This is a genomic window from Nocardiopsis dassonvillei subsp. dassonvillei DSM 43111 (genome assembly GCF_000092985.1).
Taxonomy (GTDB): Bacteria; Actinomycetota; Actinomycetes; order Streptosporangiales; family Streptosporangiaceae; genus Nocardiopsis; species Nocardiopsis dassonvillei.
In genome coordinates this window covers 1006717-1032023 of sequence record NC_014210.1, presented here as the reverse complement: position 1 = coordinate 1032023, position 25307 = coordinate 1006717, and the positions used below count along the sequence as shown (strand labels likewise).

26 protein-coding genes and 1 pseudogene are annotated in these 25307 nt (G+C 74.4%); 10 read left to right on the top strand and 17 right to left on the bottom strand.

Annotated features, from left to right (window positions below; genetic code table 11):
* Positions 1-13: 13 nt before the first annotated feature.
* The 4 genes from yajC to ruvC all read right to left on the bottom strand — a co-directional run bounded on the left by yajC (position 14) and on the right by ruvC (position 3083).
* Complete coding sequence (gene yajC, locus NDAS_RS04190) at positions 14-379, bottom strand: preprotein translocase subunit YajC (RefSeq protein ID WP_041552341.1); 366 nt, start codon at positions 377-379, stop codon at positions 14-16.
* A gap of 320 nt (positions 380-699) precedes the next feature.
* A complete protein-coding gene (ruvB, locus tag NDAS_RS04185) occupies positions 700-1848 on the bottom strand; it encodes a Holliday junction branch migration DNA helicase RuvB (protein WP_013151890.1) in 1149 nt (382 codons plus the stop codon).
* Positions 1849-1863: 15 nt separating this feature from the next.
* The gene (gene ruvA, locus NDAS_RS04180) at positions 1864-2484 is read right to left on the bottom strand and encodes a Holliday junction branch migration protein RuvA (RefSeq protein ID WP_013151889.1); all 621 of its coding nucleotides are present in this window, start codon (positions 2482-2484) and stop codon (positions 1864-1866) included.
* Positions 2485-2534: 50 nt separating this feature from the next.
* On the bottom strand, positions 2535-3083 hold the full coding sequence (gene ruvC / locus NDAS_RS04175; protein ID WP_019607009.1) for a crossover junction endodeoxyribonuclease RuvC: 549 nt from the start codon (positions 3081-3083) through the stop codon (positions 2535-2537).
* A gap of 299 nt (positions 3084-3382) precedes the next feature.
* Here ruvC and NDAS_RS04170 point away from each other — a divergent pair, with 299 nt between their 5' ends.
* The 4 genes from NDAS_RS04170 (at position 3383) to NDAS_RS04155 (ending at position 7835) form a co-directional block, all read left to right on the top strand.
* Positions 3383-4174, top strand: coding sequence for an NUDIX hydrolase (locus tag NDAS_RS04170; protein ID WP_013151887.1), 792 nt, complete (start codon positions 3383-3385; stop codon positions 4172-4174).
* Between the two features lie 17 nt (positions 4175-4191).
* Positions 4192-5286, top strand: a complete 1095-nt coding sequence (locus NDAS_RS04165) for a hypothetical protein (protein WP_013151886.1) — start codon at positions 4192-4194, stop codon at positions 5284-5286.
* A gap of 78 nt (positions 5287-5364) precedes the next feature.
* The gene (locus NDAS_RS04160) at positions 5365-6360 is read left to right on the top strand and encodes a hypothetical protein (RefSeq protein ID WP_013151885.1); all 996 of its coding nucleotides are present in this window, start codon (positions 5365-5367) and stop codon (positions 6358-6360) included.
* Positions 6357-7835 carry an adenylosuccinate synthetase gene (locus NDAS_RS04155; RefSeq protein ID WP_013151884.1) on the top strand — a complete coding sequence of 493 codons (1479 nt, stop codon included), beginning with the start codon at positions 6357-6359 and terminating at the stop codon, positions 7833-7835. The genes NDAS_RS04160 and NDAS_RS04155 overlap by 4 nt, the downstream gene beginning before the upstream one ends.
* 228 nt (positions 7836-8063) lie before the next feature.
* Here NDAS_RS04155 and NDAS_RS04150 read toward each other — a convergent pair whose 3' ends face one another.
* Positions 8064-8573, bottom strand: coding sequence for a hypothetical protein (locus NDAS_RS04150; protein WP_013151883.1), 510 nt, complete (start codon positions 8571-8573; stop codon positions 8064-8066).
* A gap of 144 nt (positions 8574-8717) precedes the next feature.
* On the opposite strand from NDAS_RS04150, the gene NDAS_RS04145 reads away from it, so the two are divergent.
* Positions 8718-9143, top strand: a complete 426-nt coding sequence (locus NDAS_RS04145; protein ID WP_013151882.1) for a PPOX class F420-dependent oxidoreductase — start codon at positions 8718-8720, stop codon at positions 9141-9143.
* 92 nt (positions 9144-9235) lie between these two features.
* The gene (locus NDAS_RS29510) at positions 9236-9370 is read left to right on the top strand and encodes a hypothetical protein (protein WP_269473036.1); all 135 of its coding nucleotides are present in this window, start codon (positions 9236-9238) and stop codon (positions 9368-9370) included.
* Here NDAS_RS29510 and NDAS_RS04140 read toward each other — a convergent pair whose 3' ends face one another.
* The gene (locus tag NDAS_RS04140) at positions 9371-10312 is read right to left on the bottom strand and encodes a LysR family transcriptional regulator (protein ID WP_013151881.1); all 942 of its coding nucleotides are present in this window, start codon (positions 10310-10312) and stop codon (positions 9371-9373) included.
* Positions 10313-10396: 84 nt separating this feature from the next.
* Between NDAS_RS04140 and NDAS_RS04135 the strand changes: the two genes are divergently transcribed.
* The 4 genes from NDAS_RS04135 (at position 10397) to NDAS_RS04120 (ending at position 15149) form a co-directional block, all read left to right on the top strand.
* Positions 10397-11293 (top strand): alpha/beta fold hydrolase, encoded by an 897-nt coding sequence (locus NDAS_RS04135; RefSeq protein WP_013151880.1) that lies wholly within the window; start codon positions 10397-10399, stop codon positions 11291-11293.
* Between the two features lie 223 nt (positions 11294-11516).
* On the top strand, positions 11517-12575 hold the full coding sequence (locus NDAS_RS04130) for a tartrate dehydrogenase (RefSeq protein ID WP_013151879.1): 1059 nt from the start codon (positions 11517-11519) through the stop codon (positions 12573-12575).
* A 142-nt stretch (positions 12576-12717) separates the two neighbouring features.
* Entirely contained in the window at positions 12718-13977 is a 1260-nt protein-coding gene (locus tag NDAS_RS04125; RefSeq protein WP_013151878.1) for an NAD(P)/FAD-dependent oxidoreductase, read from the top strand.
* Between the two features lie 299 nt (positions 13978-14276).
* Entirely contained in the window at positions 14277-15149 is an 873-nt protein-coding gene (locus tag NDAS_RS04120) for an alpha/beta fold hydrolase (protein ID WP_013151877.1), read from the top strand.
* Positions 15150-15157: 8 nt separating this feature from the next.
* Here NDAS_RS04120 and NDAS_RS04115 read toward each other — a convergent pair whose 3' ends face one another.
* The 11 genes and pseudogenes from NDAS_RS04115 to NDAS_RS04065 all read right to left on the bottom strand — a co-directional run bounded on the left by NDAS_RS04115 (position 15158) and on the right by NDAS_RS04065 (position 25283).
* Positions 15158-15907, bottom strand: a complete 750-nt coding sequence (locus NDAS_RS04115; RefSeq protein ID WP_013151876.1) for a YebC/PmpR family DNA-binding transcriptional regulator — start codon at positions 15905-15907, stop codon at positions 15158-15160.
* Positions 15904-16512 carry a pyridoxal 5'-phosphate synthase glutaminase subunit PdxT gene (gene pdxT / locus NDAS_RS04110; RefSeq protein ID WP_013151875.1) on the bottom strand — a complete coding sequence of 203 codons (609 nt, stop codon included), beginning with the start codon at positions 16510-16512 and terminating at the stop codon, positions 15904-15906. Before pdxT ends, NDAS_RS04115 begins: the two co-directional genes overlap by 4 nt.
* Positions 16513-16624: 112 nt before the next feature.
* Positions 16625-17536: a pyridoxal 5'-phosphate synthase lyase subunit PdxS gene (gene pdxS / locus NDAS_RS04105; RefSeq protein ID WP_013151874.1), complete on the bottom strand. Its 912-nt coding sequence runs from the start codon at positions 17534-17536 to the stop codon at positions 16625-16627.
* A gap of 182 nt (positions 17537-17718) precedes the next feature.
* Positions 17719-18222 carry a hypothetical protein gene (locus NDAS_RS04100; RefSeq protein ID WP_013151873.1) on the bottom strand — a complete coding sequence of 168 codons (504 nt, stop codon included), beginning with the start codon at positions 18220-18222 and terminating at the stop codon, positions 17719-17721.
* A 76-nt stretch (positions 18223-18298) separates the two neighbouring features.
* Positions 18299-19510 (bottom strand): glycosyltransferase family 4 protein, encoded by a 1212-nt coding sequence (locus NDAS_RS04095; protein ID WP_041552337.1) that lies wholly within the window; start codon positions 19508-19510, stop codon positions 18299-18301.
* A gap of 332 nt (positions 19511-19842) precedes the next feature.
* Positions 19843-20721: pseudogene (locus NDAS_RS04090) on the bottom strand (phosphatidylinositol mannoside acyltransferase); the annotation flags it as partial.
* 49 nt (positions 20722-20770) lie between these two features.
* A complete protein-coding gene (gene pgsA, locus NDAS_RS04085; protein ID WP_041552335.1) occupies positions 20771-21400 on the bottom strand; it encodes a phosphatidylinositol phosphate synthase in 630 nt (209 codons plus the stop codon).
* A 284-nt stretch (positions 21401-21684) separates the two neighbouring features.
* The gene (locus NDAS_RS04080) at positions 21685-22260 is read right to left on the bottom strand and encodes an HIT family protein (RefSeq protein ID WP_013151869.1); all 576 of its coding nucleotides are present in this window, start codon (positions 22258-22260) and stop codon (positions 21685-21687) included.
* Between the two features lie 210 nt (positions 22261-22470).
* Entirely contained in the window at positions 22471-24117 is a 1647-nt protein-coding gene (locus NDAS_RS04075) for a DUF885 domain-containing protein (protein WP_013151868.1), read from the bottom strand.
* Between the two features lie 121 nt (positions 24118-24238).
* Positions 24239-24832, bottom strand: coding sequence for a GTP-binding protein (locus tag NDAS_RS04070; RefSeq protein WP_013151867.1), 594 nt, complete (start codon positions 24830-24832; stop codon positions 24239-24241).
* 34 nt (positions 24833-24866) lie between these two features.
* Positions 24867-25283: a DUF742 domain-containing protein gene (locus NDAS_RS04065; protein ID WP_223839293.1), complete on the bottom strand. Its 417-nt coding sequence runs from the start codon at positions 25281-25283 to the stop codon at positions 24867-24869.
* Positions 25284-25307: the final 24 nt, after the last annotated feature.

The window sequence follows — 25307 nt, the reverse complement described above, 5'->3', positions numbered from 1 at the left end:
CGAAGAAGTACTTCTAGCCCTTGGGCTTGTCGTCGTCGCCGAAGTCGGGGCGGTCCTCCACCGGGGTGTCGTCGGCGGCCGGGGTGACGACCTCTCCGACACCGGCCTTGAGCATGCGGATGCGGGTCCCGGGCGCGATCTCCAGCAGGACGTCCTGCTCGTGGATCTCGACGACGGTGGCGAAGATGCCGGCCTTGGTCATCACCTCGACACCGGGGACCAGGGCGTTGTGCATCTGCATCTCCTGCTGGCGGCGCTTCTGGGCCGGGCGCCAGAACAGCAGCCAGAACACCAGAAGGATCAGCAGGAACGGGAACAGCATGCCGAGGAGTCCGCCCGTGGGCTCTCCTTGGGCAGCGAGGTGGTAAAGGCCCTGCACGGGGGCGTCCTTCCTGAGGTTTCTTCGTGTGGCCGACGGCTGTCGGATCGGACACCGCGACGGCCACCTTCTTCGCGTCGGCACGAACCGCGTGGTCCGGACCTGTCCGGCACGTACAACGCGCCAGAGGGCCGACTCGTTCCACCGGTGTCCAACGACACGTACGGAGTCGTGCCCCGTCTCGGCTGTTTCGTCCCAGCTTACGTGGCGTGGGTCACCGCTGCCCCACCGGATGAGATCGGAGTGTTAACGGTTCGCCCCCGGTCCGCGCGGCCGGAACCCATTGTGCCCGGACCGGGGCTCCCTGTCAGACGCCCTGGTCAGGGACTCGCCGCACCGTTGTGACCCGCGTTGCCCGCGGGGGCGGGGTTACCGGCGCCGCCGCCGTTGGCCGCCGCCGCGCCGAAGGCCGCGTCCGGCGGCGGGGTGAGCCCCATGTGCGCCCAGGCCTGCGGGGTGGCCACCCGGCCCCGCGGGGTGCGGGCCAGGAAGCCGGAGCGGACCAGGAAGGGCTCGGCGACGGTCTCCACCGTCTCGGCCTCCTCCCCCACCGACACCGCCAGCGTGGACAGGCCGACCGGGCCGCCGCGGAACCTCCTCATGAGCACGTCGAGGATGGCGCGGTCCAGCCGGTCCATGCCCAGTTCGTCCACCTCGTAGAGGTCGAGGGCGGCGCGGGCGGTGTCCAGCGACAGCCGCCCGTTCCCGCGCACCTCGGCGTAGTCGCGCACCCGGCGCAGCAGCCGGTTGGCGATCCGGGGGGTGCCGCGCGAGCGCCCGGCGATCTCCACGGCCGCGTCCGCGTCCAGGGGCGCGCCGAGCAGACCCGCCGAGCGCTGGAGGATCAGCTCCAGTTCCTGGGGGGTGTAGAAGTCCATGTGCGCGGTGAATCCGAAGCGGTCGCGCAGGGGCGCGGGCAGCATGCCCGCACGGGTGGTGGCCCCGACCAGGGTGAACGGCGCGATGTCCAGCGGGATGGCGGTGGCGCCGGGGCCCTTGCCGACCACGACGTCGACCCGGAAGTCCTCCATCGCGACGTAGAGCATCTCCTCGGCGGGGCGGGCCATGCGGTGGATCTCGTCCAGGAAGAGCACCTCGCCCTCCTGGAGGGTGGAGAGCACCGCGGCCAGGTCCCCGGAGCGCTCGATGGCCGGGCCCGAGGTGATGCGCAGCGGGGCCCCCATCTCGGCGGCGATGATCATGGCCAGGGTGGTCTTGCCCAGGCCCGGGCCGCCGGACATGAGGATGTGGTCGGGCGCCCGGTTGCGCCGCTTGGCGCTGTGCAGCACCAGGGAGAGCTGTTCGCGCACGCGTTCCTGGCCGACGAACTCGTCCAGGGCGCGGGGGCGCAGGGCGCCCTCGATCTGGCGCTCGTCCGTGCCCGCGTCGGGCGAGACCGCGTCGCGCTCGTAGGGCGGGGGCCCGCCGGGGGCCGAGCCCCGGGGGTCTTCCTCGTGGAAGTCGTACACGGGGTTTCCTCCTTCCTAGGCCCGGCTGAGCCTGCGCAGGGCGCTGCGCAGCAGGACGGCGACGTCGTCGGTGTGCTCGGCCTCGGCCGCCACGGCGGAGGCGGCGGCCTCGGCGTCCTTGGCCGACCAGCCGAGGTTGACCAGGCCGGAGACCACCTGTCCGCGCCAGGCGCCGTTGGGCTCGCTGCCGGTCCCGGCGGCCTCGGACCCGGGCAGGGTGCCGTCGGTGAGCACGGGCGCGTCGAGCTTGCCGCGCAGTTCCAGGACGATGCGCTGGGCGCCCTTCTTGCCGATGCCGGGCACCCGGGTGAGGGCGGTGGTGTCCTCGGTGGACACGGCGTGGCGCAGGCTGGAGGGGCTGTGGACGGAGAGCATGGCCAGGGCCAGGCGGGGACCGACACCGGAGGCGGTCTGGAGCTGCTCGAACAGGTGCTTCTCGTCGTCGTCGGCGAACCCGAACAGGGTCAGGGACTCCTCGCGCACGACGAGGCTGGTGGCCACGGTCCCGGTCTCGCCCACGTGCAGGCGCGAGAGCGCGGAGGGCGTGCACTGCACGGTCATGCCGACCCCGCCGACGTCGATGACGGCGGTGCCCGCGCCGCGTGCGGCCACCCGGCCGGTGAGGAACGCGATCATCTGGTGTGGGCACCGGGGACGGTGCCCCTCTCCTTCCTGGGGGCGGGGCGCTAGCGGCCGCGGGTGCGGCGGGCCAGCTCCACCTTGCGGGCGAAGTCCTGCTGGGCCTGGGCGACGCGGGCCTGGGCCCCGCCGCGCCAGATGTGGCAGATGGCCAGGGCGACGGCGTCGGCCGCGTCGGCGGGCTTGGGGGGTCCGTCGAGTCCGAGGATACGCGCCACCATCGTGCCGACCTGCGCCTTGTCGGCGCGGCCGTTGCCGGTGATGGCGGCCTTGGCCTCACTGGGGGTGTGCATGGCCACGGGCAGGCCGCGGCGGGCGGCGCAGACCAGGGCGATGCCGCTGGCCTGGGCGGTGCCCATGACGGTGCTGAGGTTGTGCTGGGCGAAGACGCGCTCGACGGCGACGGCGTCGGGCTGGTAGCGGTCCAGCCACTCCTCGATGCCGCGCTCGATCCCCACGAGCCGGTGGGGCAGGTCGGTGTCGGGGCTGGTGCGCACGGCGTCGGCGCCGAGCAGGGTGAGCGGTCGGCCGATGGCGCCCTCGACGGCGGCGACACCGCACCGGGTCAGCCCGGGGTCGATCCCCAACACGCGCACGCGCCTCACCCCTGCCCTCTCGAACGTCCGTTCGCCCACATGCTAGCGGCGGGCGACGACGTCCGCCTCCGGCCCGCCCGGGCGTGTCCGCCCCCGGGGGCGCCCGGCGGGCCGGAACCCGCCGCGGCCGCGGACCGCCCCGTCGCGAGCGTAGCCGCCCGACCGGGCGCGGCCGCACGACCCGGGCCCGCGCGCCGCCTTCGCGCTTTTCGGAGAAAAGGGATGGACGGGACGCCGAACGCGTGCTAAGTTGCTCTCAGTTCGAGAAATACTCGATGTGAGAACAACTGGAGGCGTACGTGGCCGACCCGCGCGACGAGGAGGGCGAGAGCCGGTTCCTCGCCGACTACGACCCGCACGCGTTCGCCCCGGTCGCGGTCACCGTCGACGTCGTCGCCCTCACCATCCGGTCGGGCGTGCCGCACGTGCTGCTGACGCGGCGCGCCGCGCACCCCCAGCGCGGCTGGTGGGCGCTGCCGGGCGGGTTCGTCCGCGCCCAGGACGGACCGGACGGCCCCGCCGACCCCGACCTGCCCGACGCCGCCCTGCGCGTGCTCTCGGAGAAGACCCTGCTGCCCACCGAGCTGCACCTGGAGCAGCTGGGCACCTACGGCGCCCGGGACCGGGATCCGCGCATGCGCGTCTTCTCGGTCGCCTACGTCCTGCTGGCCCCCGACCTGCCCGACCCGCACACCGGCCGGAACACCGAGGAGGCCGCCTGGATCCCCTGGCGCGACCTCGGCCACGGCGACGGCGCCCGCGCCGGACTCGACCTGGCCTTCGACCACGGCCGCGTCCTGGCCGACGCCGTCGAGCGCGCCCGCTCCAAGCTGGAGTACACCCCGCTGGCCACGGCCTTCCTGCCGCCCGCCTTCACCATCACGGCGCTGCGCGAGGTGTACGAGGCCGTGTGGGGCCAGTCCCTGCACGCGGCCAACTTCCACCGCAAGATCCTCGCCGCCCCCGGGTTCGTGGAGGACACCGGGGAACTCGCCGAGCGCGGCGGCGCGGGCGGCGGACGGCGTGCCCGGCTCTACCGCGCGGGCGGCGCCGCCCTGCTGCACCCTCCCCTGCTGCGGAGCACGCAGTGACCCCCGAGAGGAGCCCGATGACGGCCACCGGCCCCGCCTTCGAGGACGCCGAGCGCCAGGTCGCCCTGGCGGGCGACCCCGTGGAACTGTTCGGCCCGCTGCCCGAGGACGGCGGCGTGCCCCCGGCGGCCACGGCCCGCCACCGCGAGCTGGCCCGCGCGCTGCACCCCGACACGGCGCCGCCCGGAAGCGGCACCGGCCCCTTCGCCCGGCTCTCGGAGCTGTGGGACCTGTACCGGGCGATGGCCGCGGGCGACCTGCGTCTGGACGACCTCACCCTGGCCACCGGCGCGCACACCTACCGGATCGGCCGGGAGCGGCTGGCCCGCGGAGACGTCGCCGACCTCCACCCGGTGCGCTACCGGGCGCCGGAGTGGCGCGACGCGGTGCTCAAACTGCCCCGCGCACCCCGCGACAACGACCTGCTGGAGGCCGAGGCGACCGCGCTGCGCCGCATCCGGGAGCACGGCCACGAGCGCTACCGGGCCTTCGTCCCCGAACTGGTGGAGTCCTTCAAGCACCGCGACGCCGCCACCGGCGTGGAGCGGCGGGCCAACGTCCTGGGGCGGCTGCACGGCTTCCACACGCTGGCCGAGGTGCGCCGCGCCCACCCCGACGGCGTCGACCCGCGCGACGCGGCGTGGATGTGGCGGCGGCTGCTGGTCGCCGTCGGCAACGCCGCCCTGGCGGGGGTCGTGCACGGCGCGGTCGTGCCCGAGCACGTGATGATCCACCCGGCCGAGCACGGCCTGGTCCTGGTCGACTGGTGCTACTCGGTGACGGCGCACGCCCCGCGCACCGCGCCGCACATCCCGGCGATGGTGCCCGGACGCGCGGACTTCTACCCGCCCGAGGTGGCCGCCCGCCGCCCCGCGCTGGCCCAGACCGACATCCACATGGCGACCCGGTGCGTGGAGTACGTCACCGCGGGCCGCCTGCCCCCGCAGCTGCGTTCCTTCGCGCGCGGCTGCACCCTGCCCGCCCCAGAGCGGCGGCCCCGCGACGGGTTCGCCCTGCTCTGCGAACTGGACGACGTGCTGGAACGCCTCTACGGGCCGCGCCGGTTCCGCCCCTTCACCATGCCGGACCCGGCACCGGCCGCCGAGGTCTGAACCCCCTCCCCGACCACCGTCCCCCGCCCCCGACCCCGGCGGCCCCATCCGCCCGCCCCGTCTCCCGAGGAGAACCCCATGGGAAGCAGCAACTGGTCCACCGACGCCTACCACGCGCGTCAGGCCTACAACGCCTCCGTCGGCTCCAGCAGCTTCGGCTACACCGACGACGTGCTCGCCTCGACCCCGCGCAGTGCCTGGCGGGTCCACGACAGCCTCGACCCCCACGGGGTGGGCGTGCGCGAGAGCCGCGACTCCGCCGAACACCCCGAGTCGCTGGCCATCTCGGTGCTCTTCGACGTCACCGGGTCCATGCGCAACGTGCCGCGCGTGCTGCAGACCAAGCTGCCCGACCTGTTCGGCCTGCTGCTGCGCAAGGGGTACGTGCAGGACCCGCAGATCCTCTTCGGCGCGATCGGCGACGCCACGTGCGACCGGGCCCCGCTCCAGGTGGGGCAGTTCGAGTCAGGCAACGAACTGGAGGACGACCTGGGCAACATCCTGCTGGAGGGCGGCGGTGGCGGCCAGGTGATGGAGTCCTACGAGCTGGCCATGTACTTCATGGCCAGGCACACCTCCATGGACTGCCTGGAGAAGCGCGGACGGCGCGGCCACCTCTTCGTCATCGGCGACGAGATGGCCTACGGGGCGGTCAAGGCGCGGGAGGTGCGCGAGGTGATCGGCGACGACCTCACCGAGGACATCCCCTTCCCGCGGATCCTGGCCGAGCTGCGGCGCAGCTTCGAGGTGTACTTCATCATGCCGACCGGCAGCGGCCACTACCACAACGACAAGGTGCGCGGCTTCTGGGACACCCAGCTGGGCCAGAACGTCATCTACCTGGACGACCTCGACGCGGTGTCGGAGACCATCGCGGTCACCGTCGGACTCGCCGAGGAGGCCATCGACCTGGAGAAGGGCCTGGCCGACCTGGCCGAGGCGGGCTCCGACGCGGGCGAGGCGGTGGGCAGGGCGCTGCGGACGCTGTCCGAGAGCCGCGGCTCCATGGTCGTGGCCGACACCCCGATCGGGCTCGGCGGCCCGGCCGACGCGGGCGGGGTGGACCGGCTGTGACCGGCGCGACCGCCCCGTGGGCCGACGGGAACGCCGTCGTCGTCGACCTGGGGTTCGGCGACGCGGGCAAGGGCGTGACGGTCGACCTGCTGTGCGCGCGGCGGCGCTTCGGCGCCGTCGTGCGCGCCAACGGTGGCGCCCAGGCCGCGCACAACGTGGTGACCCCCGACGGCCGCCACCACACGTTCGCCCAGTTCGGCGCGGGCACGCTGGCCCCCGGCGGCCCGGTGCCCACGCACCTGTCGCGGCTGATGGTGGTGGACCCCTTCGCCCTGGCCGCCGAGGCCGGGCACCTGGCCTCGCTCGGCGTGGCCGACCCGTTCGCGCTGGTCACCGTGGACCGCCGGGCGCTGATCAGCACGCCGTGGCACCGGGCGGCCAACCAGGCGCGGGAGCGGGCGCGGGGCGAGGCCCGGCACGGCTCCTGCGGGATGGGGGTGGGCGAGACCGTGGCCTACGCGCTGGCCCGCCCCGAGGACGCGCCCACCGCCGGCGACTGCGCGCGGCCGGACGCGCTGCGCCGCAAGCTGCGCCGCCTGGCCGACCACCTGCACGCGGTGCGCCGCGCCCTGGAGCCCCCGGGCGCGGCCCCCGACCCCGGTGTCGGGGACACCGCGGCCGGAACCGGGCCGACGACGGCCTGCGGCGCGGTGGCAGGGTCCAGCGCGGCCCCGAACCGCGGTGCCGGGGCCCGGCCCGAGACCGAGCCGGACGTCGAGGAGTGCGTGGAGGCCTACCTGGCCTTCGCGCGGCGGGTGCGGTTGGTGGACGAGGATTACCTGCCCCGGCTGCTCGACCGCTCCCCCGTGGTGTTCGAGGGGGCGCAGGGGGTGCTGTTGGACGAGTGGCACGGGTTCCACCCGTACACCACCTGGTCCACGACGACCACCGCGAACCCGCTCGCGCTCCTGGCCGAGGCCGGGCGCCCCGGCGACGCCCGCCGGATCGGTGTGGTGCGCACCTACACCACCCGGCACGGCGCGGGCCCGCTCGTGGCCGAGGACCCGGAGCTGGGCGCGGTACTGGCCGAGGCGCACAACGGCGCGCACCCGTGGCAGGGGGCGTTCCGGGTCGGGCACTTCGACGCGGTGGCGCACCGGTACGCGCTCGCCGCCACCGGCGGGGTGGACTCGCTGGTGGTCACGCACGCCGACGCCCCCGCGCGGGCGGGCGGGCGGCTGCGCTGGTGCACGGGCTACACCTCGCCGGACGGGTCCGGCCTGGAACCGCTCCCCGCGCCGGCCCCCGCGCCCAGCGGGCCGGGCGCCGCCGTGACGGGCGCGGCCCTGGCGGACGCCGCGGCGCGCCTGGACCGGCAGGAGCGCCTGGCCCGCGCCCTGCTGGCGGCGCGGCCCGTACTCGCCCCCGCGCCCGGCTCCCCCGCCGAGGCCGTCGGCGAGGAGCTGGGTCTGCCCCTGGAGGCGGTGTTCTCGGGGCCGACCCGCGCCGACGCCCGCGTTCCGTCCCGTGTCTGACCGCCCACCGAGGTCCGCTCCGGCGGGCGGCGGGACCGGCGACGGCCTGGTGCGCTTCTCCGCCGCCGTCCGGTACCCCCGGCGGGCGGCGGTACCGGAAACGGCCCAGATCACGGGGGCTGTCCCCGCCCGCCCTGCGGCATGGGCCCGGCGGGATCCGCGCGCCGAACGGTGCGGGCAGCGTGCCCGGCCGTCGTGGCGCGGCCCTCGTCGCGCCGTCCCGCGCGTCTAGACGACGGTCAGGTGGTAGGTGGTGTCCACCCGGAAGCCCTGCCCGTCGTCCGCCCTGATCTCCAGCACGTACCCGCCGGGGCTCAGGGGCGAGACCGCGCCCCACAGCCCCCAGCTGTGCCTGCGGACCCACAGGGGGCTGCGGAACACCCCCTGGAACTCCTCCAGCGGCAGCGCGACGCCGTTGAGGTGCGCGTCGGCCCGCGCGACCGGCATGGCCACCGGCTCCCTGGAGTACTCGAAGGGGAACTGCATGTTGAACACCGGGAAGAACAGGGGGCGTCCCGTGGGCACCTCGCACCGGCGCACGACCCTGCCCCCGTAGGTACCGGCGAGGAACCACAGGTCGTCCGGCTGGTTGCGGGCCGCGTGCTCGCCGGTGGCGTCGCGGACCGGATCGCACCCCTCCGGCGCCGACCACACCCACTTCCACCAGCGCGCCGAGAGCGCGACGCCCTCACGGGCGCCGATCCGCCACGTCCCGTCGTCCGGCACGACCCCGCCCATGGCAACCCTCTCCCGTGTCCGACCGCCCGCGGCGGACGTCCGTGTTGCGCGGATCGTACCGATACGCGGGGTCGCGCCGACACGCGGGCACCCCGGCGCCGCGTCCTCCTGGAGGGACCGGGACCCGCGCACTAGCGTGGGGCCGTGACTTCTCTCTCCGACCCCCGGGTCCGCGACTTCCTGCTCCAGGGCACCCGCACCGGGATGCTCGCCTACACCGCCTCGGACGGACGGCCGCTGGCGGCACCGGTGTGGTTCGTCGTCGAGGACGGCGACATCGTCTTCAACACCGGCGCCTCCACCGCGAAGGGCCGGTCCATCGCGCGCGACCCCAGGGTGGCGCTCACCGTGGACCTGCCCGAACCGCCGTACGCCTTCGTGCAGGTGCAGGGCGAGGCCGTCGTGTCCGAGGACCCCGACGAGCTGGTGCGCACCGCCACCGCGATCGCCCGCCGCTACATGGGGCCCGAGCGGGCCGAGGAGTTCGGGCGGCGCAACGGCGTGCCCGGCGAGCTCGCGGTGCGGCTGCGCCCGACCAGGGTGGTCTCCGCCTTCGACATGGTCGGCTGAGCGCCCGAGCGTCGAACATCCCCGGGAACGCGGTCCTGTTCGTCCACAACGACGACGAGAGGAAGCGGTGCCACAGCCTCAGGCCGAACAGCGTGGGTGATCGCGGCCTCACCACCGGCCGCCAGTTCCTGGACGACGCGGTGGCGGTACTGCGCCGGCACGGTTTCGGGGTCGACGCGTCGGATTTCGGCCCGGGCGGCCTCAAACCGTCGGCCCCGAAGGGCTGATCAGCCCGAACCCCCGGTGAGGACGTCGCTCCCGGGTCCGCCCGCGTGGCCCGGGTCCGCCCCCGCGGACCAGTCCACCGCGTGGGCCACGAACGCCTCCGCCGCCGCGGTGAGCGGCCCCCTCCTGCTGACCAGGGACACGTACAGGTGGCCGGTGGGCTCCAGGTCCAGCACCAGCGCCCCGGCCCGCTCGGCCAGGTCCCGCCAGGCGTCGGTGACCACCGCGATCCCGGCCCCGCCCAGCACCAGCGGCAGGAGGGACACCCGGTGCTCGCTCTCCACGGCGACCCGGGCGTCCAGGCCGCCCGCGACCAGTTCGTCGACGAACCGTCGCATGCCCGAACCGTGCTGTCCCACGATCAACCGCTGCCCTTCCAGCCGCTGGGCGCGCACGGGTTCCCCCGCGCTGAAGGGCCCGTCGGGCGGGGCGAGCAGCACGAAGCTCTGGCGCACCAGCGGATGGGCGCGCACCCCCGTCCGCGCGAAGGGCTCGGAGGTGGCCACCACACCGAGTTCGCAGGCGCCGGTGCGCACCATCTCCACGGCGTCGCGCGTGGTCAGCGCACTGCGGACCGACACCGACACCTCCGGGTGGCGCCGGGTGAAGCCCGCCACCAGGCCGGTCAGCGGCTCGATCGCCTGGGTGGGCAGCACGGCCACGTCCACCCGTCCGCCGCGCAGCTCCCGCACCGACTCGACCGCCGAGCGGGCCAGCTCCAGGGCGCGCACCGCCTCCCGGGCGGGCTCGACCAGCGCGCGTCCCGCCCCGGTCAGCACTACACGGCGGCCGATGCGGTGGAAGAGGTCGCTGCCCAGGTCGCGTTCCAGGGCCCGGACCGCCTGCGACAGGGACGGCTGGGACAGGTACAGGGCCGAGGCCGCCCGGTTCACCCCGCCGTGGTCGACCACGGCCAGGAAGTACTCCAGCTGCCGGACGTCCACCGCTCCTCCTTATAGGCCGGGCCTATCAACGATATCGACATCCGGTCTTGGACGCCCGCGCCCCCGGCCTGCTGGAATCCAGTCATGAGCGACCTCCTCCCCTCCGGATTCGCCCGCCGCACCGTGGACGCCGGGGGCGTGCGCGTCAACGTCCGTCTGGGCGGGGACGGCCCCCCGCTCCTGCTGCTGCACGGCTACCCGCAGACGCACCTGATCTGGCACCGCGTCGCACCGCTCCTGGCGGACCGGTTCACGCTGGTCATGACCGACCTGCGCGGTTACGGGGACAGCGACAAGCCCGCCTCCGACGAGCGGCACGCCCCCTACGCCAAGCGGGCCATGGCGCGGGACCAGTACCTCGTCATGCGCGGACTGGGCTTCGACTCCTTCGCCGTGGCGGGCCACGACCGCGGCGGCCGAGTCGGCCACCGCCTCGCCCTGGACCACCCGGAGGCGGTGACGGCGCTGTGCGCGCTGGACATCGTGCCGACCCGGTACGCCTTCGAGCACGCCGACGCCGAGTTCGCCCTCGGGTACCACCACTGGTTCTTCCTGGCTGCGGGCAACGGCATCCCCGAGCACCTCATCGGGCAGGACCCGGACTTCTGGGTCCGCACCCGCATGAACGCCCGCCACCACGGCGGCACCCCCTTCGCACCCGCCGCCGTGGACGAGTACGTGCGCTGCTTCCGCGACCCGGCCGCGATCCACGCCTCCTGCGAGGACTACCGGGCGGCGGCCTCGATCGACCTGGAGCACGACCGGGCCGACGCCGGGCGCCGCCTGGAGTGCCCTGTCCTGCTGTTGTGGGGACGGCACAGCTTCGTGGGCCGCCACTACGACGTGCCGGACGCCTGGAGCGGATACGCCCGCGACGTGCGCGGCCACGCGCTGGACTGCGACCACTACGTGCCCGAGGAGGCGCCCGAGGCCACGGCGCGGCACCTGCGCGCGTTCCTGGGCGGGGGCTCCGCGCCCTGAGCACGCCCCGGGCGCGGTTCCCGCGTCCCCCCTGCCCCGCGGGGGCACCGCGTGGTCCCGGCCGACGTCCGAGCGCGGCTCCCCGCCCCCCGGCCGGGCCCTCCTCGACCGGGCCCGGGCCCCGTCGGCCCCAACGCGATGAGACGGACCGGCCCTACGAGGACGAAGAAGAGGGCCCCGCAGAGCCCGAACGCCCCCGAACACCCCACGGAAGGACACCGCCATGAAGCACTACCGCGTCGCCACGATCCCCGGTGACGGCATCGGCAAGGAGGTCCTGCCGCCCGCCCGGGCCGTCCTGGACCGGATCGGCGCCCACCACGCGCTCTCCTTCTCCTACGACGAGTTCGACTGGTCCTGCGCGCGCTACCTGGCCGAGGGCGCCATGATGCCCGACGACGGCCTGGACCGGATCCGCCACCACGACGCCGTCCTGCTGGGCGCCGTGGGATGGCCCGGCGTCCCCGACCACGTGTCGCTGTGGGGGCTGCTCATCCCCATCCGCCGCGGCTTCCACCAGTACGTCAACCTGCGGCCGATCAGCGTCCTGGAGGGGGTGCCCAGCCCGGTCGCGCGGGCGCTGCCCGGCGAGGTCGACTTCGTGGTCGTGCGCGAGAACAACGAGGGCGAGTACTCGCGTGTGGGCGGACGGATCCACGAGGGCACCCCGTACGAGGCGGCCCTCCAGGAGTCGGTGTTCACCCGCATGGGCGTGGAACGGGTGCTCGACCACGCCTTCGCCCTGGCCGGGCGGCGCGGCGGCAGGCTGACCTCGGCCACCAAGTCCAACGGCATCGTGCACACCATGCCGTTCTGGGACGAGCTGGTGGCCGAGCGCGCGGCGCGCCACCCGGAGGTGGCCTGGGAACAGGAGCACATCGACGCCCTGGCCGCCAAGATCGTCCTGGACCCGGCGCGGTTCGACGTCATCGTGGGCTCGAACCTGTTCGGCGACATCCTCAGCGACCTGGCCGCCGCCGTGGCGGGCGGTATCGGGGTGGCTCCGTCGGCCAACCTCAACCCCGAGCGCGAGTACCCGTCGATGTTCGAGCCGGTGCACGGCTCGGCGCCCGACATCGCGGGCAAGGGGCTGGCCAACCCGCTGGGGGCCATCTGGTCGGCGTCGATGATGCTCGACCACCTGGGCCACCCCGAGGCGGGCGCGCAGGTCATGGACGCGGTCCGCGCCGTGCTGGCCTCCTCCCCCGTGCGCACGGCCGACCTGGGCGGCAGCGCGGGCACGGACGAGTTCACCGCCGAGGTGCTCTCCCGCCTGCCCTGATCCGGGCGCGGACCCCGCCGCCTCCTTTGTCCGGTCGCCACAGGAACCCCACACCTGATTGTCGCTTCCCGACAAGGCCCCCGCGGTGGAAAGCGAGCATGGTGGGGACCGACGGACACGGTGAACAGGGGGAACAGGCGCGATGGCGGACGTGGGGCGTGTCGGCGGGGTCCAGCACGTGCTGGTCGTGGGCGCGGGGGTGGTCGGCCTGTCGACGGCCTGGTTCCTCCAGGAACGCGGCGTCCGCGTCACCGTCGTGGACCGGGACGGGGTCTGCTCCGGAGCCTCCTGGGGCAACGCCGGATGGCTCTCTCCGGGCCTGGCCATCCCCCTGAACGAGCCGGGCGTGCTGCGCTACGGCCTGCGCTCCCTGCTCGACCGCGACGCGCCCCTGTCGGTTCCGCTGTCCCCCTCGCCGGACCTGTGGCTGTTCCTGGCCCGCTTCGCCGCGCACTGCCGCTGGGACGCCTGGGAGAGGGCCGTACGCGCCAACCTGCCCCTCAACACCGGGGCCCTGGACGCCTTCGACGTCCTGGCCAAGGGCGGTGTGGAGACCACCGAGGTCTCCGCGCCCGTCACCGCGCTGTTCCGGTCCCCGCGTTCGGCCGTCGCGCTCCTGCGCGAGCTGGACCGGATCACGGCCTCGGGGCTGGACGTCGGCCACACCGCCCTCACCGGGGCGGCGGTCCGCGAGGTCCTCCCCCACGCCTCGGGGGCCGTGGGGGCGGCGGTGCGCCTGGACGGGCAGCGCCACGTGGACCCCGGCGCCCTCGTCCGCAACCTGGCGGCCTCGGTGCGCGAGCGCGGCGGTCGGGTGCGCACCGGGTTCGAGGCGGTCGGCGTCCACCGGGAGGGCGGCGCGGTCGTCACCGTCTCCGGCGACGGCGAGCGGCTGCGCTCCGACGCGGTCGCGGTGTGCACGGGCGCCTGGTTCGACCGGCTGGCCGCCGAGCACGGCGTGCGCGCCCGGGTCCGCGCCGGGAGGGGCTACTCCTTCACCGTCCCCACCGACGAGCCGGTGCCCGGCCCCGTCTACCTGCCGGAGGCCCGCGTGGCGTGCACCCCCTACCAGGGGGCGTTGCGGGTCGCCGGAACGATGGAGTTCCGGGGTCCCGACGACGCGCTCGACCCGCGCCGGGTCGAGGCCATCGAGCGCTCGGCCACCCCCTACCTCAGGGGGGTGCGCTGGCAGGAGCGCACCGACGCCTGGGTGGGGCCCAGGCCGGTCACCTCCGACGGTGTGCCCCTGGTGGGGGCCACCCGCACCCCCGGCGTCTTCGTCGCGGGCGGCCACGGCATGTGGGGGCTCACGCACGGCCCGGTCACCGGCGGCCTCCTGGCCGAGCAGATCGCGACCGGCGTCCGCCCGGGCGCGCTGGAGGCGCTCGACCCGCTGCGCTGAAACCCCCGCTGTCGGCGCCGGTGCCCCCGAGGGGCACCGGCCCTTCCGTGCGCGGACACCGAACGCGGAGCCGGTGGACGGGCCCGCCCGCCCACCGGCCTCAGCTCGCGGGAGTCCGACGTCACGCGGAGGCGGTTGTGCCGTACGGGCGCCCGGCCCCGGGCACGGGGTGCCTGCCCAGGCGCCTCCGTCCAGGGGTGTCAACGGTGCCGCCAGACCCTCGCGCACGGGGTTCCCGCGCGCCCATCCCCGCGTCCCGGCTCTCCGGCGGGGACGCCCCTGTCCCGAGAAGGTGAACGATGTCCACGCTGTCCCTCACCCGGATCTACCGGTCCGACGCCGGTGAGATCGCGGTGCGCTCCTGGTGCGAGCGCGCACTGGGCGGCGCCCGCGACCTGCGCTCGCCGGGGGCGGTGACCGCCGCCGGACGCGCCACGCGGGTGCACGTCCTCCCGGGCGGGCCGGGGACCCCCGTCCTGCTGCTGTCCGGGGCCCTCCTGGGGTCGGCGAACCTGGTCGCGACCGCGCGGGTGCTGCGCGCCGACCGGACCGTGCTCCTGGCCGACCTGCCCGGACACCCGGGCACGAGCGACTCCCGGCGCCCCCTGCTCGGCCGGGCGGACGCCTACGGCGCCTGGCTGGACGCGCTGTTACCCCAGGTCACCACCGAACCGGTGATCCTGCTCGGGCACTCGACGGGCGCCGCGGCCGCCCTGGCGGCGATGCCCTCACCGCTGGTGGCGGGGCTCGTGCTGGTCGGTCCGGCGGGCCTGGCCGCCCCGGTCATGGACGGCGAGAGGCTGCGCGCCACGTTCTCCTGGCGGCTCTCACCGGGTGAGCGGACCAGTTCGCGGCTCCTGGGCCTGCTCAGCGGGCCCGTCGCCGCGGGCGGCGCGACCCACCCGCTCACGGAGTGGGCGACCCTGGTCGGGCGGCACTGCCGCCCCAGCCCGGTCCCGGGCATACTGCGGGGCGAGGACTTCCGGGACTGGTCGGGCACCCCCGTCACGGTGGCCACCGGAGCCCACGACCGCGTCTTCACACCCTCGCTGCTGCGCGGCGCGGTGCGCAGACTGCTGGGCACCGACGTGCGCACGATCGCGAGCGCGGGCCACCTCGCACTCCACGAGGCGCCCGCGCGCGTGCGCGACCTGCTGCGGGAGGTCGCCTGACCGGAGGGTCAGCTGATCTCGGCCATGACCTCGTCGGGGATGTCGGCGTTGGTGAAGACGTTCTGCACGTCGTCGGAGTCCTCCAGCGCGTCCACCACCCGCATGACCTTCTTGGCGGTCTCGGCGTCGACCGGGACCTCCATGGTCGGCAGGAAGCTGGATTCGGCGGAGTCGTACTCGATGCCCGCCTCCTGGAGCGCGGTGCGCACGGCGACCAGGTCGGTGGCCTCGCAGACGATCTCGAAGGATTCGCCCAGGTCCTCGACCTCCTCGGCGCCGGCCTCCAGCACCGCCAGGGTCACGTCGTCCTCGGTGGTGCCCTCCTTGGGCACGATGACGACGCCCTTGCGGTTGAAGAGGTAGGAGACCGAACCGGCGTCGGCCATGTTGCCGCCGTTGCGGGACACGGCCACGCGCACCTCGGAGGCGGCACGGTTGCGGTTGTCGGTCAGGCACTCCACCAGCAGGGCTACGCCACCGGCGGCGTAGCCCTCGTACATGATGGTCTGCCACTCGGCGCCGCCCGCCTCCTCGCCGGAGCCGCGCTTGCGGGCGCGCTCGATGTTGTCGAGCGGCACGGAGTTCTTGCGCGCCTTCTGGATGGCGTCGTAGAGCGTGGGGTTCCCGTCGGGGTCTCCACCGCCGGTACGCGCGGCCACCTCGATGTTCTTGATCAGCTTGGCGAAGAGCTTGCCGCGCTTGGCATCGATGACGGCTTTCTTGTGCTTGGTGGTGGCCCACTTGGAGTGGCCGCTCATGAATGTCCTTTCACGATGTCGACGAAGAGGCGGTGGATGCGCGTGTCGCCGGTCAGTTCGGGATGGAAGGACGTGGCCATCAGGCCGCCCTGCCGTACGGCGACGATCCTACCGGCCTCGTCGGGGCCGGGCACTGCGCCGAGCACCTCGACCCCGGGCCCGACCGACTCCACCCAGGGCGCGCGGATGAACACCGCGTCGAAGGGGTCGCCCTCCAGGCCGTCGATGTCCACGGCGGCCTCGAAGGACTCGGTCTGGCGTCCGAACGCGTTGCGGCGCACCGTCATGTCGATCCCGCCGACGGTCTGCTGGTCGGCGGTCCCGCCCAGGATGCGGTCGGCGAGCATGATCATCCCGGCGCACGTGCCGTAGGCGGGCATCCCCGCGGCGATCCGCTTGCGCAGCGGTTCCATCAGGCCGTAGCGGACGGCCAGCTTGGACATGGTGGTGGACTCCCCGCCGGGGATGACCAGCCCGTCCAGGGCGTCGAGCTGGTCGGGGGAGAGCACCTTGACGGTGTGCGCGTCCAGTGCCTGGAGCGCGCGCAGGTGTTCGGCGACGTCGCCCTGGAGGGCGAGGACGCCGATGGTGGGTGTGGCGGTCAAGTACGGCCTCACTCGTGGACGTAGGCTCGTGTTCTGCCGTGTGCGGGCGGCGGGGCCGCGCCCGGCCCCGCCGCCCGCACGACGGGCGCGGGAGGCGTCCGCCGGGCGGCGGCTACCAGCCGCGGCCGGCGTAGCGCTGGGAGTCGGACAGCTCGTCCAGGTTGATGCCGACCATGGCCTCGCCCAGACCGCGGGACACGCGCGCGATGACCGCGGGGTCCTCGTAGTGCAGGGTGGCCTGCACGATGGCGTCGGCGCGCTTGGCCGGGTCGCCGGACTTGAAGATGCCCGAGCCCACGAACACGCTCTCGGCGCCGAGCTGGCGCATGAGCGCGGCGTCGGCCGGGGTGGCCACGCCTCCGGCGGAGAACAGCGGGACGGGGAGCCTGCCCAGCGCCGCCACCTCCTTCACGACCTCGTAGGGGGCGCGCAGCTCCTTGGCCGCGCCGAACAGCTCGGCCTCGTCCAGGGTGCCCAGGCGCCGGATCTCGCCGCGGATGGAACGCATGTGGCGGGTGGCCTCGACGACGTTGCCGGTCCCGGCCTCACCCTTGGAACGGATCATGGCCGCGCCCTCGCCGATGCGGCGCAGCGCCTCGCCCAGGTTGGTCGCCCCGCACACGAAGGGGACGGTGAAGGCCCACTTGTCGATGTGGTAGGCCTCGTCGGCCGGGGTGAGGACCTCGGACTCGTCGATGAAGTCGACGCCGAGCGACTCCAGGACCTGGGCCTCGACGAAGTGGCCGATGCGGACCTTGGCCATGACCGGGATGGAGACGGCCTCGACGATGCCGTCGATCATGTCGGGGTCGGACATGCGGGCGACACCGCCGTCCCTGCGGATGTCGGCGGGGACGCGCTCCAGGGCCATGACCGCGACGGCTCCGGCGTCCTCGGCGATCTTGGCCTGCTCGGGCGTGACGACGTCCATGATGACGCCGTTCTTGAGCTGCTCGGCCATGCCGCGCTTGACACGCTCGGTGCCGACGGCGTTGTCGGAGGTGTTCGGTGCGTTGTTGGCCACGGTGGTGGACTCCCGTTGTCTCGGTTCTGCTGAGGGCTGCTCTCGGGCAGCGGAGTCGGCGGCCCCACGCGGCGGTACGCGGACACCGTCGGCGCCGCGCACCCTGGTCGACCAGCCCCCCATCCTACTTCCACCCCCTTTCGAGGGTTTTGGCCAGATCGGTGTTTTCCCGGGTCCCGTATCTACGGGGTGTCGGGGCCGACGGGGAGAAGCGGGATCCGCGGCGGCTGGTCGTCGATCTCGAAGAAGTCCGGCAGGGGCGCCGTGCCCGCCAGGCGGAACGTCCGGACGAGCCGGGAACGGCGGGCGCGGCGGGTGTCGGAGACCGCGCCGTTGTAGAACGTGCGGGCCATGTGGACGCCCTTGGCGGCGGCCTCCACCTCGATCAGGTGGGGCCGCAGCATGTTGGAACGCTCAGCGGGACCCGGAGATTCCAGTGCCGCGCGCAGCGTGCGCGAGAGCGCGCTCTCGGCCAGCTCGCGTTGCCGGTCGCGCGCCCCGCGGGCGGCCTCGGCGGCCCCGGGCAGGGCGCGCGTGGCGTCGGTGCCGTCGGCGGCGGCCAGCGCCGACGCGGCGGCCAGGCGCCGCTCCAGCGCGGCCTCCAGGGCCGCGCGGGCGGTGTCGACCCGGTGGTGCAGGCGGTGCAGGCGGGTGGCCCGCCAGGAGAGGTAGAAGCCGAACAGCACCAGGGCCAGGAGGATGCCGACGACGGTGGCGGCGAAGAGGACGTCCTCGGTCAGGGCCGCTCACCCCGTTCCGCGGTCACGTCGTCCCCCGGCGCAGCAGGGCGGTGGCCCGGGGCCCGCCGTCCAGACCCACCCCGCCGGAGTGGCCGCCCCCGTCCCCGTTCCCGTCCCACAGCAGGACGGTCCGGTAGACGTGGGCGACGTCGGCGGCCACGGTGTCCCAGTCGTAGGCGCGCACCGCGCGGCGGGCGGCGCGAGAGAGCTCGGCACGCCTCGCGGGTGCCTCCAACAGCGCACCGGCACGTTCGGCCAGGTGGGCGGGGTCACCCGCGGCGAACAGCTCCCCGGCGGCCCCGCCGTCCAGGACCGCGGCGAAGGCGGGGATGTCGCTGGCCACGATGGCCGCGCCGGAGGCCATAGCCTCGGTCAGCACGATGCCGAAGCTCTCACCGCCCAGGTTGGGCGCGCAGAACACGTCGGCGGAGTGGTAGGCGCGGGCCTTGTCGGCGTCGTCCAGGCGTCCGAGCAGCACGACGCGTTCGCGCAGGTGCCCGGGGACGGCCTCCATCGCCGCCGAGGCGTCGCCGGGCCCGGCCACCATCAGGCGCAGGCCGGGGCGTTCGGGGGCCATGAGCACGAAGGCCTCCAGAAGGACGCCCAGCCCCTTGCGGGGCTCGTCCAGGCGTCCCAGGAAGCCGATCGAGCCGCCCTCCCCCGGCCAGCCGGGCAGGGGGTCTGCGTGCGCGAACCTGCGCACCGCGACCCCGTTGGGGATGAGCACGGCGTCGCCGCCCAGGTGTTCGACCAGGGTGCGCCTGGCGGCCTCGGACACGGCGATGCGGCCGTTGATCTTCTCCATGGCCGAACGCAGCGCCGGGGAGCTCACCGCCATCGCCCGCGACCGGGGGTTGGCGGTGTGGAAGGTGGCCACCACGGGGCCGTCGGCCGCCCAGCACGCCAGCAGCGAGACGCTCGGCGCGGACGGCTCGTGGATGTGCAGGACGTCGAACCCGCCCTCGGCGATCCACCGGCGCACCCGCGAGGCGGCCCTGGGGCCGAAGGTGAGCCGGGCCACCGATCCGTTGTAGGGCACCGGGACCGGTCTTCCGGCGGGAACGAGGTAGTCCGGCAGGGCGCCGGTGTCCGCGTCGCCCACCGGCGCCAGTACCGACACCTCGTGCCCCATGCCGGTGAGCGCCTCGGCGAGGTCGCCGACGTGCTGCTGCACCCCGCCCGGGACGTCCCAGGCGTAGGGGCAGACCAGGCCGACCCGCATGCCCACGGTCACCCGTTCCGTTCGTCTCGTCCGGGGGGCCTCGCCCCGCTGCCTTGAGGGGCCCCTACCCCGTTCGCCGCGGTGAACCCGCCCCGAGTGCCCGGTGCGGTTGCGTCGCCCGCCCCTCCCGGCGCACCCTCGTCCGGTACCGTGCCGCCGACCGGGTCCTCCCGGACAGCGCCACCCGGCGCGGTGCCGTCGCCCGCCCCTCCCGACGCGGTGCTCTCGTCCGTCACCGCGGGCACAGCGGTCTCCGCGGTCGCCCCTCGCGGGACGCGCGCGCGGTCGGCGGCGACCGGGGCCGGAACGCCGCCGTCGGCTCCGCGGCCGCGCGAGACACGCGCGTGGTCGGCGCTGAACACCGGCTGGAGCATGTGCCAGTCCTCGGGGTGCTCGGCGATCGCCCCCTCGAAGACGCGGACCAGCTCCTGGGTCGTGGCCTGGACCCGCTCGGCGCGGGTGGCTCCCCCGGAGACGGGGATCTCGTCGTGGACCCGGATGTTCCAGTACGGGCCGTCGTACCACAGCGAGACCGGCATCAGGGCCGCGCCGGTGTTGAGGGCCAGCGCGGCGGGCCCGGCGGGCACGCGCGCACGCTCCCCGAAGAAGTCCACCTCCAGGCCGGTGCCGCTGATGTCGCGGTCGGCGAGCAGGCACACCAGTCCGCCCCCGCGCAGCCGCCGGGCCAGGGTGCCCACGGTGTTCGAGCCTCCGGTCAGCGGCAGCACCTCCATGCCCAGGGACTCCCGGTAGGCGGTGAAGCGCTGGAACAGGCTCTCGGGGCGCAGCCGCTGCGCGACGGTGGTCAGGGGGGTGCCCCTCAGGGCGATCCAGGCCCCGGCGTGGTCCCAGTTGCCCATGTGGGGCAGGGCGGCGACCACACCGCGGCCCGACCGGACGTGCTCCTCCAGGACCTCGATCCCGGTGGCGCGGGTCCGGCCCAGGACGTACTCCTCACCCATCGCCGGGAGGCGGAACATCTCGTAGTAGTAGCGCATGTAGGAGCGCATTCCCGCGCGGGAGAGCGCGCGCAGCTGGGCGTCCGTGGCCCCGGGGCCGACCAGGCGCCTCAGGTTGCGCTCCAGGCCGCGCGTGCTCTCGTCGTGGGCGCGCCAGGAGCGGTCGGCCAGGCGTCGGAACAGCGCCCGCCCCGCGCTCTCGGGCGTGCGGCGGATCATCGCCCACCCCGCCGTGTAGGCCAGGTCGGCCGTGCGTTCGTCCACGTCGTGTCCCCGTTTCCCGTTCTGCCCTTTGCGCCGTCCCCTCGTGCGCTCAGGCTCCGCCGTTGGCTTCGCCGGTCCCCGCGGCGCCCTCGACGTAGTCGGGGTCGTTGAGGCGGGCGCGGGTCTCCACCAGGCGCTGGAGGACGGTGAGCAGGCTCATCGCGGCCAGCAGCCACAGACCGCCCGCGAGCGCGTAGGGCACGTCCAGGCCGCCGAGGCCCACGGCGACGAGGATGACCACCAGGCGCTCGGTGCGCTCGGCGACGCCGACGTCGCAGTTGACGCCCAGCCCCTCGGCGCGCGCCTTGATGTAGGACACCATGAAACCGCTGACCAGGCAGAAGAGGGTGAGTCCGGCGAGCAGGGGGTCGTCTCCCTCGCCGATGAACCACCACAGGAGCCCGGAGAGGATGGCGGCGTCGGCCACCCGGTCGAGGCTGGAGTCGAGGAAGGCGCCGAACGCGCTGGCGCTGTCGCGGGCCCTGGCCACGGCCCCGTCGAGCATGTCGAAGAGCACGAAGACCGTGACGACGACCGACCCGGCGTACAGCTGTCCCTGCGGATAGAAGAACAGGGCGCTGACGACGACGCCGAGGGCGCCGACGATGGTGACGATGTTCGGTGTGAGGCCGAGGCGGGCCAGACTCCGGCCGAGCGGAGTGGTGACCCGGGAGACCATGGGGCGAAGGATTCTCAGCATGTCTTCTTGGAATCGTAGGGCGGGAACGGTCATGGAGGTGGGAACCGCACCGGCGGGAGTGGGGACCCCACCGAGAAGGTGGGAGCCCGGCCGCGGGAGTGGGGACCCCACGGGTGGAACGGCTCGGGGGTCGGGCCGTGTGGGCTCGGATGGACTGGACGGACTGGGTGTGCGGGTCGGACCGGGCGGGGCCGGGTGGGTGGGCCCGTGGGGGGTCGGGGCGGCCTCCAGGGGGCGTGTCGCGTGCTCCCGCGGGGCGCGCCCTACTCTCTGGGCCAGTGCGCGGCGAGCTTGGACCGGGTCTGCTCCAGCATCTCGGGCAGCACCTTGGTCCGGCCGATCACGGGCATGAAGTTGGCGTCGCCTCCCCAGCGGGGAACGATGTGCTGGTGCAGGTGGGCCGCGATCCCGGCACCGGCCGCGCCGCCGAGGTTCATGCCGACGTTGAAGCCCTGCGGCCCGTAGGCCGCGCCCAGCGCGAGGATGCCCGCCTGGGTGAGGGCGGCCACCTCGGCGGTCTCCTCCTCGTCCAGGGCGGTGTAGTCGGACACGTGGCGGTAGGGGCAGATCAGGATGTGGCCGCTGTTGTAGGGGTAGAGGTTGAGGACCGCGTAGGCCGACTTGCCCCGGGCGACCACGAGGCCCTCGGGGTCGGACAGTCCGGGGGCTCGGCAGAAGGGACACCCGTCCTCGGGGCGCGAGCCGCTGGGCTTGCCCTCGCCCTTGATGTAGGCCATGCGGTGCGGCGTCCACAGCCGTTCCCAGCCGTCGGGGCTTCCCGTCCCCACGGCGGGAGGGTCGCCGGGAACGTCCTCGTGCTCGTCGTCGGCACCGCGCATGGCTCGTCCGTTTCCGTCGCCTGTCCGTACTCTCTCGCGCCTCCAGCATAGAAGCGCGGTGGCGACCGCGGGCCGAACCCGGCCCGGCCTGTGGACAACTCCGTGGGCATCCTCGGGAACCCGCGGGGACCGGTCGTGCCCGCCGCAGCCGCCGGTGTACCAACGCGTGGAGGGCGGCCGGAGTGCCCGTCAGGCCGGGTGGCCGCCTCCCTACAGCCCCAGCAGGGTGCGCAGGTGGCGCGGGGGCGGGCTGCCGTGGGCGAGCATCGCGTCGTGGCGCTCGCGCTCGGTGAGCGCGGGCCGGGCCAGGGCCAGGTCGCTGGCGATGTCGGAGACCTCCGCGTAGCCCACGTAGTAGGTGGACAGCTGGGCGCTGGTGAGCTGGGCGCGGCGCCACTTGCCGACGGCCTCGCCCTCCTCCTGGTGTCCGCGCCGGGTCATCAGGGAGATCGCCTCGGCCTCGGTGAGGTCGCCGGTGTGCAGGCGCACGTCCAGGATCGCGTTGATGATCATCCGCAGGCGCATCTTGAGCTGCACCAGGCGCAGCGCCAGGTCCTCGCGCCGGTCGCCGGACCAGCCGTGGCGGGCCAGCACCTCCTCGGCGTAGACCGCCCAGCCCTCCACGAAGGTGCCGCTCCACAGGGCCCGGCCCACCCGGGTGCCGCCCTCGTGCCGGGCGGCGTGGGCGAGCTGGAGAGCGTGCCCGGGAACGGCCTCGTGGGCCATGAGGTCGCGCAGCATGACCGCGTTGTACTCGCGGAAGAAGGACTCCCTGCGCTCGGCGGGCCAGTCCTCCGGCGGCGGGGCCACCGCTACCAGGGTCGGCTGCTCCCCGGACCGCGGGTCGAGGGGGCCGGGGGGCTCGCAGTAGGCCACCGACACCCCGCGGCGGGCCTCGGGCATCGGCACGATCCGGACCGGGTCGTCGTGGACCGTCACGATGTCCAGCGCGCGCACCCGCTCGTTCAGGTGCAGGAGGGCGTCGGCGCAGGCGGGGCGGACGGTGTCGGCGTCGGTGGCGCCCCGTGCGGCCAGCTCGGCGAGCGCCTCGGCCACCCCCTCCCGGCGGCGCGCCCCGCCCAGGTACTCGGCCGCCGTCTCGGCGATCGCCTCCTCCGTGGCCAGCAGGTCGCTCTCGGCGCGCACCAGCAGCGCCTCGGGCGAGAGCTCGGAGTCGAGGGTGTACCAGAGCTGGGCGGCGAAGTCGCGCTCGCCCAGACGGGGGTCGGCGGTGGCGGTCTCCAGACGGTCCCGCAGCCAGGCGGCGTGCTCCTCCACGGCGGCCAGGGCGGCCTCGCGGGCCGGTTCCAGGGCGGAGGGCGCTCCCTCGGCCGGGGCGGGCACGTCGGAGGTGAGCATGGCGCGGGCCCCGGCCGCCTGGGCCAGGGCCGTCTCCACGTGCACGCGGGGCATGCCGGGGCCCTCCGACAGGCGCGAGCGCGCGGTGGCGAGGTGGACGGGCAGGGCCGCGCAGCGCGCGGCGAGCGCCGACAGGCGTTCGGGGAGGGGCAGGACCTCACGCTCCACGAGGGCGTGCAGGGCCTCGCCCGGCGAGTACAGCAGCGGATCCCACGTGTGCGGGCGCAGTTCCGCGGTGTGCCACAGGTCGGCGCTGACGCGGGTCCGCAGCACCTCCAGGTCGACCCGGTCGCCGGCCGGGATGAGGTCGGGGTCGATCTCGTCCAGGGATCCGAGGGCGTCGGTGAGCACGGAGACGCGGCGCACGTCGGCCTCGGCCGAGTGGTCGGACAGACGGGAGGCGCCACGGGTGTCGCCCAGGTCCAGCGCCCACTCGGGGGCGTCGTGGAGCAGGGAGTCGAGCACGCGCTCGGCCACCTCGCGGAACCGCCGGGTCATCGCCTCTGGGTCGGGCTGGGAGGAAGAGCTCATGGCGCCATGATGCCAGCACGGACGCCCGGTTCCCGTCCGACGGGAACCGGGCCGTGCTCTGTGCGGGACCCCGGCCCGGGTGGCCCTCCTAGCGCCAGGAGCTCTGGCCGCCCGTGGAAGTGGGCTGTCCGGCCGCGCCCTCGGGGTCCCCCACCGTGATGGCGTGCTCGACGAGGGTGATGAGCGTCGACTTGGTGGAGGCCTTGTCACGGGCGTCCACCTGGACGATCGGGATCTCCGGGCTGAGCGTCAGCGCGTCCCGGACCTCGTCGGCCGCGTGGGGGTAGTAGCCGTCGAACCCGTTGATCCCCACGATGAAGGGCAGACGCGCCTCCTCGAAGTAGTCGATCGCGGGGAAGCAGTCCGCCAGACGGCGGGTGTCCACCAGGACGACGGCGCCGATGGCGCCCTTGACCAGGTCGTCCCACATGAACCAGAACCGGTGCTGTCCGGGGGTGCCGAACAGGTACAGGATCAGGTCGGAGTCGAGGGAGACGCGGCCGAAGTCCATCGCCACGGTGGTGGTCTGCTTGTCCGGCGTCTTTGCGAGGTCGTCCACCCCGACGCTGGCGCTGGTCATGACCGCCTCGGTGGTCAGCGGCACGATCTCGGAGACGGAGCCAACGAATGTCGTCTTCCCGACACCGAAGCCCCCGGCGACGACGATCTTGACCGACGTCATCGCGTTCCCCCCAGCACCGCCTTCCTCGGCTGGGCTAGAGCTTGCGAAGTCCACTGAGCACCCTTTCAAGCAGGTTGGTGTTGGGACGGGCGTCGTTGTTGAGCGAGGACCTGATCTGGACCAGTCCCTGCTCGGACATGTCCGCCACAAGCACCCGCGCCACACCGAGCGGCATCCGCAACAGCGCGGAGATCTCCGCCACGGAACGCCATTCCCGGCACAGGTCGCTGATCGCCTGCCATTCGGGCGTCAGCGTCCCAGACTCGTTGCGGGCCGCCGCGGTGGCCGAGATCAGGGCTTCCAGGGGAAGCTGCGACTTCGGCTTGGTGCGGCCCTTGGTCACCGCGTAGGGACGGACCAGAGAACTGGGCGCGCTCCCCGCAGCGGATCGTTGGTCGTATGGTTGTTGGATTGGTCGGGGAACATCTCCGCCGCCCGGAACCGCCGGCATTCCCCCCGTGGGGGGACCGCTCGG

What these genes read in the sequence shown, in the direction of transcription:
- NDAS_RS04135 (WP_013151880.1), top strand. Translation starts at nt 10,397, where the DNA reads ATGAGCGACCTCCTCCCCTCCGGATTCGCCCGCCGCACCGTGGACGCC.
- NDAS_RS04075 (WP_013151868.1), bottom strand. Translation starts at nt 24,117, where the DNA reads ATGACCCGGCGGTTCCGCGAGGTGGCCGAGCGCGTGCTCGACTCCCTG.
- NDAS_RS04150 (WP_013151883.1), bottom strand. Translation starts at nt 8,573, where the DNA reads ATGGGCGGGGTCGTGCCGGACGACGGGACGTGGCGGATCGGCGCCCGT.
- pgsA (WP_041552335.1), bottom strand. Translation starts at nt 21,400, where the DNA reads ATGGTCTCCCGGGTCACCACTCCGCTCGGCCGGAGTCTGGCCCGCCTC.
- NDAS_RS04120 (WP_013151877.1), top strand. Translation starts at nt 14,277, where the DNA reads ATGTCCACGCTGTCCCTCACCCGGATCTACCGGTCCGACGCCGGTGAG.
- NDAS_RS04160 (WP_013151885.1), top strand. Translation starts at nt 5,365, where the DNA reads ATGGGAAGCAGCAACTGGTCCACCGACGCCTACCACGCGCGTCAGGCC.
- NDAS_RS04165 (WP_013151886.1), top strand. Translation starts at nt 4,192, where the DNA reads ATGACGGCCACCGGCCCCGCCTTCGAGGACGCCGAGCGCCAGGTCGCC.
- NDAS_RS04130 (WP_013151879.1), top strand. Translation starts at nt 11,517, where the DNA reads ATGAAGCACTACCGCGTCGCCACGATCCCCGGTGACGGCATCGGCAAG.
- NDAS_RS04125 (WP_013151878.1), top strand. Translation starts at nt 12,718, where the DNA reads ATGGCGGACGTGGGGCGTGTCGGCGGGGTCCAGCACGTGCTGGTCGTG.
- ruvA (WP_013151889.1), bottom strand. Translation starts at nt 2,484, where the DNA reads ATGATCGCGTTCCTCACCGGCCGGGTGGCCGCACGCGGCGCGGGCACC.
- NDAS_RS04065 (WP_223839293.1), bottom strand. Translation starts at nt 25,283, where the DNA reads ATGCCGGCGGTTCCGGGCGGCGGAGATGTTCCCCGACCAATCCAACAA.
- NDAS_RS04115 (WP_013151876.1), bottom strand. Translation starts at nt 15,907, where the DNA reads ATGAGCGGCCACTCCAAGTGGGCCACCACCAAGCACAAGAAAGCCGTC.
- NDAS_RS04070 (WP_013151867.1), bottom strand. Translation starts at nt 24,832, where the DNA reads ATGACGTCGGTCAAGATCGTCGTCGCCGGGGGCTTCGGTGTCGGGAAG.
- NDAS_RS04080 (WP_013151869.1), bottom strand. Translation starts at nt 22,260, where the DNA reads ATGCGCGGTGCCGACGACGAGCACGAGGACGTTCCCGGCGACCCTCCC.